This window comes from Tunturibacter empetritectus, from assembly GCF_040358985.1.
Lineage (GTDB): Bacteria > Acidobacteriota > Terriglobia > Terriglobales > Acidobacteriaceae > Edaphobacter > Edaphobacter empetritectus.
Genome location: NZ_CP132932.1, coordinates 4,443,088 through 4,458,452 on the forward strand (window position 1 = coordinate 4,443,088; position 15,365 = coordinate 4,458,452).

The following is a 15,365-nucleotide window of genomic DNA, read 5'->3' on the forward strand; positions in this document are numbered from 1 at the left end:
TCCCTCAAATCCTTCAAGAACATGCAATCCTCGCCGCCGCCCCAGCATCTGATAATCTGAGCCACATAAACATGCCCTTTGTCTCCCCAGAGATCTTCGCCAAGGAAAGACTCGCCGCGATCCAGGACTACTCCATCCTGGCATGGCGAGCCGTCGTCAACCTCTTCAGCAAGCCGCGTTATCTGGCCGACATCTACACCCAGATGGACTACATCGGCGTCGGCTCCATGCCCATCGTCGTCCTCACCGGCTTCTTCACCGGCTGCGTCCTCGCCCTCCAGTCCGCCACCTCGCTCGAGGCCTTCGGCTCCGTCAGCCTCACCGGCAACCTCGTCGCCCTCTCCATGGTCAAGGAGCTGGGCCCCGTCCTCACCGGCCTCATGGTCTCCGGCCGCAACGCCTCCGGCATGGCCTCCGAGATCGGCTCCATGAAGGTCACCGAGCAGATTGACGCCATGCGAGCCCTCGGCACCGACCCCGTCCGAAAACTCGTCACCCCGCGCCTCTACGCCACCGTCTTCATGCTCTTCTTCCTCACCATCATGTCGGACGCCTGCGGCATCGCCGGAGGCGCTCTCATCAGCATCGCCCTGCTCGGACTCAACGGCTCATCCTATTTTCACAACTCCTACCGTGCTCTCCAATACGGAGACGTCGTACAGGGTCTCGCCAAGCCCCTCTTCTCCGGCTTCATCATCGCCACCGTCGGCTGCTACTTCGGCATGAACACCAAGGGGGGTACCCAGGGCGTCGGTAAAGCCACCACTCAGGCTGTCGTCGTCTCCTCCGTCTTCATCATCATCGTCGACCTCCTCGTCACACGCGCCATGATCGGCGTCTTCGGCAGGTAAAGGCAGAATCACACTCCAATGGCAGACCTCGCCCAATCCGGCTCCGCAACCCTCGAGAACAAACCCGACTCGCAGGAGCCCATCGTTGTCGTCGAAGACGTCTCCATCACCTTCGATGTAAAGCCCATCCTCCAGAACGTCTCCTTCACCGTCCAGCGCGGCGAAACCCGCATCATCCTCGGCCCCGCAGGCGGCGGCAAATCCGTCCTCCTGAAGCTCATCAACGGCCTCCTCAAGCCCGACACCGGCTCCATTCAAGTCTTCGGCCACAACGTCTCCACCATGCGCGAGAAAGATCTCTTCAAACTCCGCAGCCGCATCGGCATGGTCTTTCAGGAGTCGGCCCTCTTCGACTCCATCTCCGTCGGCGACAACGTCTCCTACCGCCTCCACGAAGACAAACTCCCCGAAGAAGAAACTCACGCCCGCGTCATCGAGGCCCTCCGCTTCGTCGAGCTCGAAAACACCATCGAAAAATTTCCCTCTGAGCTCTCCGGAGGAATGCGCCGTCGCGTCTCCATCGCCCGCGCCATCATCACCAATCCCGACCTCATCCTCTACGACTCCCCCACCGGCGGCCTCGACCCCATCACCTCCACCACCATCATCGACCTCGTCATCAAGCAGCGCGACGTCACCCAGACCACCTCGCTCGTCATTACCCACCGCATCCAGGACGCCTACCTCCTCGCCCGCAGCCGTTTCAACAAAGAGACCGGCAAAGTCGAACAGATCCCCAACAACGGCATCGACGACAGCACAAAGTTCCTCGTCCTCAACGAGGGAAAAGTCGTCTTCGACGGCACCACCGAAGAGCTCGTCCACTCCACCGACCCCTGGCTCAGGGAATACCTCTCCTAGCCCCCATCGAACGCCGAAGCACCTCGACTCCACTCTACCCACAAAAATCGCCTAGCCAACCAATTCTCAAAGCGCAGGCCCTGAGCAGCTTTGGCAGATAGTGCCACTTGCGCTAAAGTTTGCCATCAGGTGTGTCCTTCATGGCTGCACCTACGAGCACTCTTGGCAAGTCGTTCCATGGCGTCAGACCGATATGCATCATGAAAAACTGATTAACTACGAGGTGCTCGCGCGCAACGGCATCCATCAACTCCCCAACGGTCTGCGGATAGAAAAATGAGCCATCGTCATTCTGCTGGAAAGGGTCGCTGCCATAAAGCAGGTGATGCTCAGGAAAATAAACCATCATCTGCCGCTCGCTTGTCTCACCATGTATTGGGTAGATTTCCAGCCGATTCGGCCCCGCGCCAAGCACAGTTTTTCCGCTAACAACATGAAACTCGGGTTGTCGTGGCGAGCGCTCCAATGCATCGGGCTTGGTCGTGCGTTTTCCAGCAATTACACGTTCAAGAATGGGCCGGTTTAAGTTAAGAGCGTAGATCGGAACACCTTCTGCCACGTATTCCCGAATTCCTGCCAAGTGCGGCCATGAATCGGAAGTTGTGATGACGGCCTTAACGGGTATACCGGGGAAGCGTTTTCTGGCTTCTGCGATCACCTTTACGGAATAGCCCGAAGAGATTGGCGCTTCCAGAATGACAATGCCATCGTCTTGGCGGACAAAAGTCGTGTTCCAAATACCCGGTACGAAAACCACGCCAGGCTTTAGCTCCTTCGCTGGTTGACCGGGGATGCCGAGAGGACGAGCCTCAAGGTCAGCGGATTTCGAATCGGGGCTGTAGCGCTTACGCACTTCATCAGGGATGGTGAGTTCGGATTCGTCCAACGGTTCGTCGATCTTTAGTTCACTAATCACGAACATGCTGTCCGGCAACCCATTCTCCTCCACATTCCACTGGAGCGGCAGGTGAATGCCTCCTTTTGCCAACCACCAAAAGCTGAAGCTGGTGCGCATGGTTACATCACCTAGGTAGTTCCAGAAGTTGCTATGCGCCAGAGGGCCGGAATAATCAACCGCCGTAGGAAGATGTGTGTAGGGATTGAGATAAATCGTAACTGGTGCGCCATCGAATGTGAATAAGACTACGTTTTGCGAAATTGATTGCAAAGTGGTATCAGGTGCCACGTGCAAATCGGGTGCATCGAGCGCAGTGAGCAAGAGCCGTTCCGGACTCAACGCCATGCGTTCCTGAGCAGACTGTACCTGCTGCGGAGTTCCGGGTTGTGCAGTCTGCTGCGGCGGCGCTGCTGCCCCCTGGGATGAAACTAAGCGCATGGCAACGTAATTAGCCACAACTACGCTATTTGTGAACCTCGCTACAGGGTAGAGAGACGACACCTGCCGGTTTAGATACCGATGAGCAGCCAAGTCGTGAATTTCGGTTAGTTCATTCATCTGAACAATGTAGGGCCCTTCAGGACGTTCGGACTGTTCTAGTTCGTTTCGGTAACCGTTGGCTTCCCATTGCACGCTGCGCAGGGCTCGCAATTTGGCTTCACCGCCCTGTGCGGTGAGGCCGGCATGGATTAAGGTGAGAGCCGCAGAATCGGAGGCGTACAGCCGAACTGCGAAAAGAAGGAGAATCGCTGACGACACAAAGTTACGCTTCAGCAAGATTATGACCTCAAATCTACTTGATTAAAACTTCCGCTCTGACTGCTGCGACGCTCGACGACTTGGCCGTACAAATTATCAGCCTATCCGCGTGGGTTCAGCGGCCCGAATACTAATCAGAAACAAGAAATATCCTTCTATTGATCAATCATTCCACTCGTCACTCAGCGCTCGACTCTATTGCGTTCCGCTAACGCTTCCCTTTCTTCCACTCCTCATAAGGAATCCGCGGAATATTCAAAAACGAATCCCGCGTCTTCACGTAAGCGCCCAGCCCATTCATGCGGCCAATCGCATGCAACTCCTCCGACAGCACATAAGGCCCCGCCGGATCGAGAAACTTATCCTCGATATAGATCGACACCACCCGACCCAGCACGATCCGCGACCGCCCAATCTCCATCGTTGTAAACTCCTTGCACTCGAGCGCCGCATGAGCCTGCGCGATCCGCGGCACCTTCACCACCTGCGAGGGCGCAGTCGTAAACCCGGCCATCTCCAACTCATCAAACTCCGCAGGAAAATCCGTCGCGCAGATGTTCATCTGCTGCGCGATATCCTCGGTCACCACGTTCACCACGAACTCCCCCGTCCGCCGGATATTCCGCGCCGTATCCTTCGGCACAAAATGCTCCGAAGGACGATTCATTACCCCCAGCCCGACGATCGGCGGATCGGTACAAAGGTAGTTGTACGAGCTGTAAGGCGCAGCATTCATCCTGCCCTCTTCATTCATGCTCGTCACCAGAGCAATCGGCCGAGGCGCAACCAAACCGATCAGCAGGTTATAGGTCTCACGCGCCTTAATCTTCTCAACATCAAAAATCATCTTTACTCCTGGTACCCTTCAGCAGCCTAGCATTCCCGCCACCCGTTGTACTCGCAATCGCCTCTTTGGGTAGTGTTGCAGTTTGAATTTCCACAGAATTGCTTGGGTTTGAGGTGCGGCGTAGGCTCTTGAAATGGCGAAGAAACCGGAACTCATCAAGATTAGCGAAACGGAGTACAGCTGCTCATGCGGTGCTTTCAAGATCCAACGAAACACTGCTCGCCCCAAACCTGCGACTGAAGCTGAGTGGCAGCGACTCCGGGATCAGCAATTTACTGAACATTTGGGACATCGCCATTCTGTAGAAGAGACTAGTTCTGCGACCAAATCCCCCAAGCCGAAGACCCGTGAGGTGAACTAAGCCGCCGCGCGGATCATTAGGGAAGTCAGGCGAGAAATTAGAGTTCCTCGTCAGGGAACGGCAATTCGAGCGTTGCGCCTTTTCTTGGATGCACACGGTCGACCATCTTGACAAAACGGTTCCATCCAAATCCGCTAGATATCGCTAGGCGCTGAAACATTACCAGCGAGTACAAGTGCTGAGCCAACATTGGATCGCCAATTTCGGCTGTTAGCCATTGATGGTTCTTGGCAGGACGCCAGCCCTTTTCGTTCTTAGGGTTCTTCTCCTCAAGTGCCTTGCGAAGCCCCGGCGCGATCCGCTCGTAAACCAGCCCGTTTGTGTAGTGAGCTACCACGCTGTATCTATTCTTAGACATTCCCGGCCACGGCCAATTCTTGAGCTTATAGATGTTTTCATAGAATTCATCGGGAAACTTTTTCGCCCAAGCAGCTAACTCTTTAGCCACTATCTTTTCGAGGTATGCTTGCAGCGCATCCCTGGGACGCACCTCCTGATAACCAGTTGCCTCGTCAACCAAAGCGATGATTCCGATGTGTGCTAAGCCGCGCATGAGTATGTCGCAAGCGAGAACGATGTGCTCGTATCGCTTTGGGACCGCCTTCCCAATCGATAGGCAATTGTCCCGATACTTCAAATACACCTCGCACACCTGGGGAAGCAGCCGAGCATCATACCCGACCATGCGCGATGATCCTCCATCGTAAAAGATGGCTTTGGACGACTTTTTTAAATCGTCTGAAATGAATGGCCTAAGTGACTCTGCCTGCAAAAAGAAGGGGAGATCGTCGACGGTGGTCAAAACCCCTGTTCCCGACTTGGGAGAACGAGCGCGACCAATCGCTCTGAGAAATCCAGCTTGATTAAGTACTCGCACTTCGCCATCAATCACGGCGCATGGAATTTCGGAACCAGCGATTTTCAGATTTCCTTGGCCAAGAGTTTTCGGCAGTGTAGTCGACCATCTAGCACTAGCTGCGTTGATTGCGATTTGTTTTCGCTTTTCTGGGCCAAGGATTTCTGCCCTTGCGAATCCGCCTTTAGCTTTTGCCGATATCTTTTCGCTCATGCTTGCACCTTTTTTATAAATACTGCTTGCATTATACGCGCAAGCAGTTGTTGTAAAGATGCTTGCAGACGAAAGGATCGGTGAATCGTCTAAGCCAGCATCTTCTATCCGACCCCAAAAACCTGTCAAGCCCCAAAACAACGAAACCCCGCGCCAGACAAGGAGAATCGCGTGGCGTATGAGTTCCACTCCAACAGCTATACTGATAACAAGATCCAAAACACATCAGCCCCGGAGGCCACCGGGGCTAACTTATTGATAATAGTAATTTAGGCGCAACCCATTTGGAATGAATGCGTTACAGCCACAACCCACCTGTAAGCCCTTGAATATAAGCACCTTACTCCCAAAATACCCCAAGAGGGGGTCAGAGCCTCAGCCAAGGCATCGCAACGCCCAACCCAACCCGAAGCCAGCAAAAAGATAGCCACGAAAACACCACAGCCGCCACACTTCACACCATAAACTCACCACAAGCTGTGGCAGTGCCGAGGCAGTGTCAGAAGTCCGCACCACTCGCACCCTCGCAAAAAACGCCCGCAACAGCCGAAGCTGCATCACGGGCGTACAAAAATCTGAGACGAAAAAAGAAGGAGAGAGCCAAAAGCCGACTCTCTCCCAACGATAACTTAGTAGGGCCGGTAGTAACCAGGTCCGTAGTAGCCAGGCGGCGGAGGTGGCGGATAGCGGCGGCGGAACTGTGGGTCCGCGCCCACCGGAACACCTGCCCCCAGCCGGTTCAACTCAGCTTGAGACACCGTCGTAATGTCAGCCGGTTGTGTCAGATGGAAGACCAGGATCGCCTCAGGAGGCAGAGACGCCTCACCCCGGCCCTGAGCCGCCGACACGCCAAGACCGGCCACGCCACCCACCCCGGCACCAACAGCCGCTCCGACGCCGCCGCCTGCAACCGCACCGATCAACGCGCCAACTGCGCCCAGCCCCACCGTATTCCCTACCGTGTTCCCCGTCTTATCCACCCCCTGGTGCCACCAGAAATCGGTAGCAATCGGGTAGACCCTGCCACCCAGCGAAACAGAGTTGAGCTGCAACTTCAACTCGCCCTTGCCCTTCAACTCGCCCGCAGTATGCACCGCCACCACAGTTCCCTGGATAGAAGCACCACGGGGAATCGCGATCGAATTACCAGCCACAACGTCATTCAGAACCACTCCGTCGAACGTAGTCCCTACCGTGGTGCTCTTGCTGTTCATCCCCTGGTTGATACGAACCCGAAGGTTGGCTCCAATCGGCACCACAACAGCGTCTCCACCCCTCTGCGCCACATAAGGCCGCTGCGGAGGATACTGCGAAGGATAAGGCTGCCCATAAGCCGGATATTGTCCCGGCTGCTGTCCCGGATAAGGCGGTGGATACTGCCCCCCCTGCCCACCATACACAGGAGGATACTGACCACCCTGCTGCCCTTGGTAAGGCGGCGGATACTGCCCACCCTGCTGCTGCCCCTGATAAGGGGGTGGGTACGTACTGTTCTGCTGCGAACCCTGCGGCGCAGCAGATGCACTCGGACTGTTTGGAGCTGGAGGACTCTGCGCTTGCGGAGGAGCAACCGAGCCATCAGATTGCAGATTGGGATTTGTCCCCTGATGGGAGTCCTGCTGTTGCTGCGGAGAGTTGCTGCCTGTAACAGCTGGGAGCGCACCTACGACCAGCTGGTCCACAACCTTTTGCACTCCTGCCGTGTTCGAAACCACGTGATCCGCAAGATCACGCGACGGCTCATCCCGCACCGTGCCACTCAGCGTCACGACACCATAAACGGTAGTCGAAGTAATCGCCTGATCGGCCAACTCCGGGGCACCCGCTAAAGCCTTTAGAACACTTGCCTCAATCTGGGCATCGGGCACAGTCGCTGGCTTGGCCTGCGCTAACCCTACGCCACCTGCCGACGCGACACTGGCCATCAAGAATGCCGTCATCGCTAACTTGAAAAACTTGCACTGAAACCGTTCGCACATAAGCCCCTACGCCCTCCGGCGCGGCACGCTATCGCCACGCTAACATCCTATTAGTGCAGACTCGGTTTTCAGAAAAAAGTTACGCTCAACTCGTCTCACACAGTCTAAAACGGCATTCTCGGCTCACATCAGGGTCGATTGACCTTAGCTGGAAGTAACGGTATATTCAAAGAGCGGGGTGGAGCAGCCCGGTAGCTCGTTGGGCTCATAACCCAAAGGTCGTAGGTTCAAATCCTACCCCCGCAACCACTTAGCGAAACTTCCAACCCGGAATAACCCCGTGTAAGAGCAAGGGTATCTGCTCCGCCGGGTTTTCGCATGTTTGGACGCTCGCGTCATGGGTTATACACTCCCTAAGATCCTGCGAACGACAGCCGCATTGGCTTCCCGCTTTGCTTCCATCAGCGCGTTGCCGTACACGTTCATCGTGGTCGAGATTTGGGCGTGCCGCATGAGCTTCTGCTGCACCCCCATCGGTGCCCCCGTTTCATCCAGCCAAGAGCGGTAGGTATGCCGGAACATGTGCCACCCAATGCCGCCGTACTTACCCCATTCCGGGGTACTCTCTAGTCCGCCTCCGTACTCCCGATCATGCAAGAAACCCTCGGATTTCTACACTCTAATGACGGGATCAAAATAGGCCTGGAAGTTGTCCCTCCGTAAGCAAGCCGAACGCCAAGAGACGATGCTCATGCGGCGAAAACTTACTCTTCTCCGTACCCTGAGTCGTGTAGCCGAGCAGAAAGGAGTGCCTAATAAGGATAAACGATCCGGGAGTCGAATTACCGCCAGCTAACCGCCAGATGCCATCGCATCTTGCGATCCATGGTCTTTTCAAGCACGTGAGCATACTCCAACAGCTCAGAGAGCACCTGCTCCCCCTCGGTACCCAGCTGTTGCGGATCAGCCTCCAGCGTTCTCAACAACGCACGTACTGTCTTCAGTCCATCCGCGGGCGAATACCACTGCGGTGGAGGTAGCCGGCGCAGAAGCTCCTGATTCCCCGCGCCCTCTTCGATCAGCAGTGACATGGAATTCTCATCCGCAGAAAAGAACTCGATCAGCGGTCGAACAGCAAGCCGAAGAGCAAGCCGCTCCAGCGCATCCTCATGCCGCGCCAGCGATCTCCCATTTACGAAGATATCGAACCCAGGGTCCTCGCCCTCGACCACAATGTACATGGAAGCAGCCATTCTACAAAGTGTACAGCGCAGAAGTCGACACAGAAAAGTATCAACGAAGAGACAGCATCGTCTCTTCCTCGCTCATCTCCAGAGCCAGAAGCACCCCCGCACCAGCCGCAAGCAGGATGACCCCACTGATGACCCTCACCGTCAGTTCAGGCCGCATCAGTGCATAACTCTCCAGTAGAGTCAGCAGCGGAATCACCAGGTACCGCGCGGCAAAACGCACCGGAGCCATCTCCCGCAGCAGCCAGACCAGCAAGACCACCTCGGCAACATCCACCAGCGAAGCCAGTGACGCCACAGAGGCCAATCCGCTCCACCGCCAGACCAACTCCTCCCGAACTGCACTACAGACCAGCAAGAACACCGCATTACCTATACATACAACCGCCAGCGCCTCTGCCAGAGCCATCCCCCGCAACATGCGATACAGCCAGACGCTCGACAACCCCACCGCAATTACTGCAAGACACAGCGCACCCTGCATCAAGCGCCCACGAAGCGAGTTCGAAAACTCCAGCGGCAGAAGTAACAGAAGCCCCGCGAGTCCCGCCAGAGCCGGAACCAGGGACCGTCGCGCCCCACGCTCCTCATCTCCAGAGGCAACCACGATCACCACGACTACGGGAACCATGGCAAACAGAGCGATTCTGCTGGTCTCTGCCACGCCAGCCCGCGCCCACTCCACCGCCAACATTGGAAGGCCAAAGAACCCCACCCCGGCGGCCGCCACCCGCAGCCCAACACTCCCAAACCGAACTCGGCGTGGCCCAGACAAAAGTGCAACCAGCCCGATCACCCCATAACGAAGCCCCTGCAACTCAAGCGCAGGCAACCCCTCCGTACGAGGAACAACCCACGAGGTAGCCGACAAGACACAAACTGCTGCAAACGCAATCCACATCGCGCGTCTCATCTCGACTCACCCCGCAACTCACTCCTCCGCAGTTTGCTCCCTGCAATTCACTCCACAGACAGAAAGACCGCGCGAGATGCGCGGTCTTTCTGTCCATTATGGAGTCCTACCGATTGCCGCCGCCCGAAGGCGCGCCAGAGCCGGGGCCAGAACCTGAGCCTGGCCGACGACCGCTACGACGACGCCTTCCGCCACCCGGCCGCCTCTGTCCACCAGGGCCATTCGCGCCCGGTGCTCCGGCGCCCGCCGGGACCGGAACTGCGCCCTCCGCGCGGTTGAAGTTGGGCTCCTCCGTCGATTCGTCACCATCCTCGTCGAAGTCCTCACCGTCCTCGTCGCTCCCGTCGGCATCACCGGCAACAGCATCGTGATGACCCTGTCCCCCGGTTGCACCGGCCGCGACGCTGCCTCCATCGGTACCGATCTGACCAGGCTCCGGAAGACCAAGCTTAGCGCGCTGCTCTCGCAACACAGCCTTTCTCGAAAGCTTGATCCGGTTCCCTTCTATCGCAAGAACCTTCACCAAAATCTGATCGCCCTCGCGAAGTTCATCCTTCACCTCCTTCACGCGATGTTCCGCGATCTCGGAGACGTGAAGCAGCCCATCGGTTCCAGGGAAGATCTCGACAAATGCGCCGAACTCCGCAAGACGAACCACCTTCCCAAGATAGGTCTTCCCAATCTCAGGCACAGCAGTCAGATCGCTGATCATCTGGATCGCGCGTGCAAGGCCATCTGCATCGCTCGACGCCACATTCACGCGCCCTGTATCATCCACATCGATCTTTACGCCCGTAGCATCAATGATGCCGCGAATCACCTTGCCTCCCGGCCCGATCAGATCGCGGATCTTATCCGTAGGAATCTGCAGCGTGTGAATGCGCGGAGCGAACTGCGACTTCTCCTGGTTCGCACCCGAGATGACGCCATCCATCGTATCGAGCAGGAAGAGCCGACCCTTTCGCGCCTGCTCCAGAGCCTCGCGCATAATCTGCGGAGTGATCCCCATGATCTTGATGTCCATCTGCAGCGCGGTAATGCCGTTGCGCGTACCCGCAACCTTGAAGTCCATATCGCCGTAGTGATCTTCCGCACCGGCAATATCCGTCAGAATGGCGTAGTTATCGCCTTCCTTCACGAGGCCCATCGCAACGCCTGCGACTGATCCCTTGATCGCAATACCTGCCTGCATCAATGCGAGGGACGCACCGCACACCGTAGCCATCGACGACGATCCATTCGACTCCAGGATGTCCGAAACAACGCGCAGCGTGTAAGGCGACTCATCCTCGGCCGGCAGCACAGCTTCAATCGCACGAAAAGCCAACGCACCGTGACCGATCTCACGCCGACCCACGCCAGTCATACGACCGACCTCGCCAACCGAGAACGGCGGGAAGTTATAGTGCAGCATAAAGCGGCGCTTCTGCTCTCCCTCATAGCTCTCAAGCCGTTGCGCGTCGTCGGTAGTACCCAGAGTCGCACTCACCAGCGCCTGCGTCTCACCGCGCGTGAAGAGTGCCGAACCGTGAACCCGCGGAAGTACACCAACCTCGATGCTGAGGTCGCGAATCTTGTCGAAAGCACGATGATCCGGACGAATCCGATCGTGCAAAACCTGGTCGCGGAAGATCTTCTCGCGCAAGAGCTCGTAATACTTGCTGAGCTTCTTCGCAGCGGGTGCATCGCCCTCAGGCAGATCTTTCTTCAGTTCATCCTTGATCGTCTTGACCAACGCATAGCTCTCGAACTTCGGATGCTTCTCGGTGTCGAGAGCATCTTTCAGCTTCTCCCCAACCTTTGCCGTCAGCTCGTTCAGATACGCGTGATCGACTTCCACCTCGTTGACGGTGCGCTTGGTCTTACCCGCGCGGGCAACGAGATCTTCAATCGCCGCACAGATCTTCTTGATCTGCTCATGAGCAAACTCAATCGCATCGACCACGCGGTTCTCTGCGACCTCCTTTGCGCCCGACTCGATCATCACGATGCCGTCCTTCGTGCCGACGACCATGATGTTCAACTTGCTCTGCGCCCGCTCAGCGTAAGTAGGATTCACCACAAACTGATCGTCGATCAAACCGATTCGCACCGCCCCAACCGGGCCGTGAAAAGGAATGTCGCTCAACGCCAACGCGCAGCTCGCTCCATTGATGCCAAGTACATCGGGATCATTCTCTTTATCCGCAGAGTAGACGAAGGCAACTACCTGGGTCTCATTGCGAAACGCCTCAGGAAAGAGCGGACGAATCGGGCGGTCGATCTGACGGCTCGTCAAAATCTCCTTCTCACTAGGACGGCCTTCGCGCTTGATGAACCCACCCGGGATGCGGCCGCCGGCATAGGTAAACTCGCGGTATTCCACGGTGAGCGGGAAGAAGTCGATTCCTTCTTTCGGATCGGGGGAGGCGGTTGCCGTTGCCAGAACTACGTTATCGCCGCTTGAAGTAAGGGCCGCACCGGGGGCTTGCTTCGCCATGCGTCCGGTCTCGAATTTAATTTGCTTGCCGCCGGCAAGCTCAACTGTCACATCCTGTTTCATGTTGCCTCTCTTCTCTCGTGTTCTATCGAATAAATAAGCTTGAATCGCGACATCCTTTGATCGGGCGCGAAAAAGCGCAGCTAGACGCTGGCGGTTTAGTAAGCCGCCAGCGAGCTGCGCTGGAATAGATTGTTCCTGAGGTTGTTCATGGACCAGAGCCCGCGTGAGTCGAAGACTATGGATACGGCACCGTGGCGTCCCATCGTCAGCAACCCCGGCGACAAAGGTCTTACAGGACCTTGCACGAAGTTGGCAGCCGAATAGGAACGGGCCGTGTATGCTCCCATAGTTTGAACGGTTTCTCCGGGGATAGTGCGGTTACTTGCGGATTCCGAGTTTGCCGATGACCTCGCGATAACGGTCCGCGTCACACTTCTTCAGGTAGTCAAGCAAACGGCGACGCTTGCTCACAAGCATCAGAAGGCCGCGACGCGATCCGTGGTCCTTCTTGTGTGCCTTGAAGTGTTCCGTCAACTCGCCAATACGCTCGCTCAAAATAGCGATCTGAACCTCTGGACTCCCGGTATCTGAGTCGTGCGTGCGGAACTTCTCAATAATGTCTGTCTTTTTAGCGGATGCCAACACAGCTGTTTCTACTCCTAATCTTCTTTCTAATTCACTCTTAGTGTCCACATAAGGATAGCACCGCTGGCGAAACCGGGCAATCGAGCGCCGCCAACGATGCTAACGATTTTGGGAAATTTCAGGCGAGATGCGACTTCAAAAACTCGAGCGAGCGCTCTCGTGCCAGCTTGGCCGAGACAGCGTGATAGCTATTGGGATCGACATCACGGCTAAAGGCGTGTCCCGCCCCTTCGTAGACGAAGATCTCTACCTCCGGATGAGCCGAACGAACCGCCTCTATCTGATCCTGCCCAATGTGGCTATCGTTCGCGCCGAAGTGCAACATCACCGGGCAGCTTGGACTTTCCTTTGCCACCGCCCCAATGCCGCCCGCATAGTAGCCGACGCAGGCGGAAGGTTGCATCTCGTAGTCTTTGCCGCGCGTAGCCACCAGCCAGCTAGTCAACCCGCCGTAACAAAAGCCGATAACACCAATCTTCTTGCCGGCCTTCTTCGCCCACGCATACGCCGCAGCCACATCCATCAGCGTCGTCTCGGGCTTCAACATGCCATAGAACTCATAAGCTCGCTTCATGTCACCGGGCTGGTAAGTCAACTGGACGCCAGGCTCAAACCGGTCAAAGATCGCAGGCGCAACCACGAGAAATCCATCTTTGGCATACCCATCCGCCACGTTGCGGATATGGGCGTTGATGCCAAATATTTCCTGCACAAGAATCAAAACCCCATTTGCTTCCCCATTGGGCTTTGCAACGTACGCTCCCAGTTCATGACCGTCTTTTGCTTTTAGCTTGATCCACTCACTCATAACTCCATCATATCCAATCCATCGAGCTGCTTTGCCATCGTGGGTTGTCAAATAAAAGAAAAAGTCACTCTTCGAGACCACGCAGTCTTTCGACATTGATTCCGCTGGCTCGTGTTTTCTATTTCGTCTCGGATTCGGTGTAGCTTTTGATCTCACGCGTCCAGCGAAGAAATCGAAACAGTTGCCTTTTTTCTTTCCAGAACAGATTCCAAAAATCGAGCGCCCGTACGGTATCCGCGTGTTGGCCCGAATAGGTCTCCAGTCTCCATCGCAGATAGGGGCTTCGCCACGGCCTCAATCTGTTACCGCGCGTCGCGTTCCAAAGAAATCTCACCTCTTCACCCATCAGTAGTCCTCAGATCAAAGTATAGGCACTCCCCCAAAGATGTTCGATTGTAGCCTGTTCTTTTGTTGTCATCCCCGAAGGGGATCTGCGGTTGCGGTTACGGTTTCCTGTTTCTTTTGTCTCCTCTATCGTCCCATCCAACTAGTTCTTTTAAACTCAGGCAAAAGCGATAGTTGCACAGTCCAAGAGCAATCGCAGTCGGATCCTCAGTCCTGCGGTTCTGCCAACACCTAAAACATACGCCTCGCGCATTTGTAATACCCAATCAGCTGTACTTGAATTAGGACCCTGAAGCCCTGCACGAATTGGCTATGTCCAACGCTTTAAGCCTGCAAGCGACCTGAATTGAATACTTTATCTTCAAGCCATTTGCAATAAGCACTTTGCACGCAAAACGAGCGGCAAAACTACTCCGCATCATGGTATGGCGGAACGGAATGCCGAGACCACTTATCTCATCAGTTGAAAGAGGTCCTCTTGGTTCCCCAGGTTACTAATGACGCTGAGCAGCGCCTGATGTTGAGTTTCGGCAGACGAAAGTTGCGTAGCCACCTCCTCAGGATTCGCTGAAACCAGAGTGCCCTGCGTCACCACAAGCTGACTTTCACTGGTTTGCGCAAAGGTACTGGCGGAGTTGAGTCGGCTCAAAGAGCTGTCGAGTGTTTGCCGCTGATCGGATAGCTGACCAAGAGCGGTGGTGAGCGCAGCCGTATCGGTCGTGAGACTAGCGGTCGAGGCGCCACTCGAGATATCGCCGATCAACTGACTCAGTGCCCCCACAATCCCGGTGGTCCCCGAACCGAAGACAGAGGAACCAGGCAGATTGATTGGAAGTTTTTGTCCTCCTGGCACTTCGACGGTCTGCACATTAGTGTCGCCGGCGTAGGTAGCTGTCGGTGGAACGGCAGCGGTATTGAGCGTGAAAGGCTGGACGGACCCCTGGCTCCCGCTGAAGAGATACTGCCCTTGATAACTGGTATTCGCCAGCGAGACCACTTCAGTAAGAATCCCGCTGAGCGCTTGAGCGATGCTGGCATTGTTCGACGCGTTCTGTGTGCCGTTGTTGCCTTGCACCGCGAGCGAGAGCGCCTGATTGATCTGGGTCACCACGTCGCCCAAAGTCGAGTCGGCAACCTGCAGCCTCGATCCCACCCCGGCAGCAGATTGAACGAACGTGTCCGCCTGTTCGATCTGACTGGCCAAGAGGGTGCTCTGTGCGACAGCAACCGGATTGTCCTGAAGCGATTGGATACTCAATCCGCTAGATAGCTCGGAGGTCAGGTTATTGATCGCGGAACTGGACTGGTTGAGTGCCCCGGTCAGACTGCTGAGATAAGTCGGATCTACTCGCAAGAT

At 56.1% G+C, this 15,365-nt stretch carries 13 protein-coding genes and 1 tRNA gene; 3 read left to right on the forward strand and 11 right to left on the reverse strand.

Annotation, left to right across the window (positions count from 1 at the left end; all coding sequences use genetic code 11):
* Positions 1-71: 71 nt before the first annotated feature.
* Together RBB75_RS18600 and RBB75_RS18605 are read left to right on the forward strand one after the other, a co-directional pair.
* Positions 72-851, forward strand: coding sequence for an MlaE family ABC transporter permease (locus RBB75_RS18600; RefSeq protein WP_179638118.1), 780 nt, complete (start codon positions 72-74; stop codon positions 849-851).
* 18 nt (positions 852-869) lie between these two features.
* On the forward strand, positions 870-1,712 hold the full coding sequence (locus RBB75_RS18605) for an ABC transporter ATP-binding protein (RefSeq protein WP_179638119.1): 843 nt from the start codon (positions 870-872) through the stop codon (positions 1,710-1,712).
* A gap of 112 nt (positions 1,713-1,824) precedes the next feature.
* Here the strand turns inward: RBB75_RS18605 and RBB75_RS18610 are convergent, their stop codons facing one another.
* From RBB75_RS18610 to RBB75_RS18625, 4 genes are all read right to left on the reverse strand, one after another.
* Positions 1,825-3,387 (reverse strand): hypothetical protein, encoded by a 1,563-nt coding sequence (locus RBB75_RS18610; RefSeq protein ID WP_353068945.1) that lies wholly within the window; start codon positions 3,385-3,387, stop codon positions 1,825-1,827.
* Between the two features lie 190 nt (positions 3,388-3,577).
* A complete protein-coding gene (locus RBB75_RS18615; RefSeq protein ID WP_179638122.1) occupies positions 3,578-4,216 on the reverse strand; it encodes a flavin reductase family protein in 639 nt (212 codons plus the stop codon).
* 398 nt (positions 4,217-4,614) lie between these two features.
* Entirely contained in the window at positions 4,615-5,865 is a 1,251-nt protein-coding gene (locus RBB75_RS18620; RefSeq protein WP_218884532.1) for a P63C domain-containing protein, read from the reverse strand.
* Positions 5,866-6,275: 410 nt separating this feature from the next.
* Positions 6,276-7,586: a BON domain-containing protein gene (locus tag RBB75_RS18625; protein WP_353068946.1), complete on the reverse strand. Its 1,311-nt coding sequence runs from the start codon at positions 7,584-7,586 to the stop codon at positions 6,276-6,278.
* Positions 7,587-7,797: 211 nt separating this feature from the next.
* Between RBB75_RS18625 and RBB75_RS18630 the strand changes: the two genes are divergently transcribed.
* A tRNA-Met gene (locus tag RBB75_RS18630) sits at positions 7,798-7,874 on the forward strand.
* A 93-nt stretch (positions 7,875-7,967) separates the two neighbouring features.
* Here RBB75_RS18630 and RBB75_RS18635 read toward each other — a convergent pair.
* The 7 genes from RBB75_RS18635 to flgL all read right to left on the reverse strand — a co-directional run bounded on the left by RBB75_RS18635 (position 7,968) and on the right by flgL (position 15,362).
* On the reverse strand, positions 7,968-8,147 hold the full coding sequence (locus tag RBB75_RS18635; RefSeq protein ID WP_353068947.1) for a hypothetical protein: 180 nt from the start codon (positions 8,145-8,147) through the stop codon (positions 7,968-7,970).
* A gap of 260 nt (positions 8,148-8,407) precedes the next feature.
* A complete protein-coding gene (locus RBB75_RS18640; protein ID WP_179638125.1) occupies positions 8,408-8,818 on the reverse strand; it encodes a hypothetical protein in 411 nt (136 codons plus the stop codon).
* Positions 8,819-8,858: 40 nt separating this feature from the next.
* The gene (locus tag RBB75_RS18645; protein ID WP_353068948.1) at positions 8,859-9,728 is read right to left on the reverse strand and encodes a hypothetical protein; all 870 of its coding nucleotides are present in this window, start codon (positions 9,726-9,728) and stop codon (positions 8,859-8,861) included.
* A gap of 106 nt (positions 9,729-9,834) precedes the next feature.
* Complete coding sequence (pnp, locus tag RBB75_RS18650; protein WP_179638127.1) at positions 9,835-12,270, reverse strand: polyribonucleotide nucleotidyltransferase; 2,436 nt, start codon at positions 12,268-12,270, stop codon at positions 9,835-9,837.
* Between the two features lie 318 nt (positions 12,271-12,588).
* Entirely contained in the window at positions 12,589-12,855 is a 267-nt protein-coding gene (gene rpsO / locus RBB75_RS18655) for a 30S ribosomal protein S15 (protein WP_158944128.1), read from the reverse strand.
* Between the two features lie 118 nt (positions 12,856-12,973).
* A complete protein-coding gene (locus tag RBB75_RS18660; RefSeq protein ID WP_353068949.1) occupies positions 12,974-13,663 on the reverse strand; it encodes a dienelactone hydrolase family protein in 690 nt (229 codons plus the stop codon).
* A 796-nt stretch (positions 13,664-14,459) separates the two neighbouring features.
* On the reverse strand, positions 14,460-15,362 hold the full coding sequence (gene flgL, locus RBB75_RS18665; RefSeq protein ID WP_179638130.1) for a flagellar hook-associated protein FlgL: 903 nt from the start codon (positions 15,360-15,362) through the stop codon (positions 14,460-14,462).
* Between the last annotated feature and the right edge of the window lie 3 nt (positions 15,363-15,365).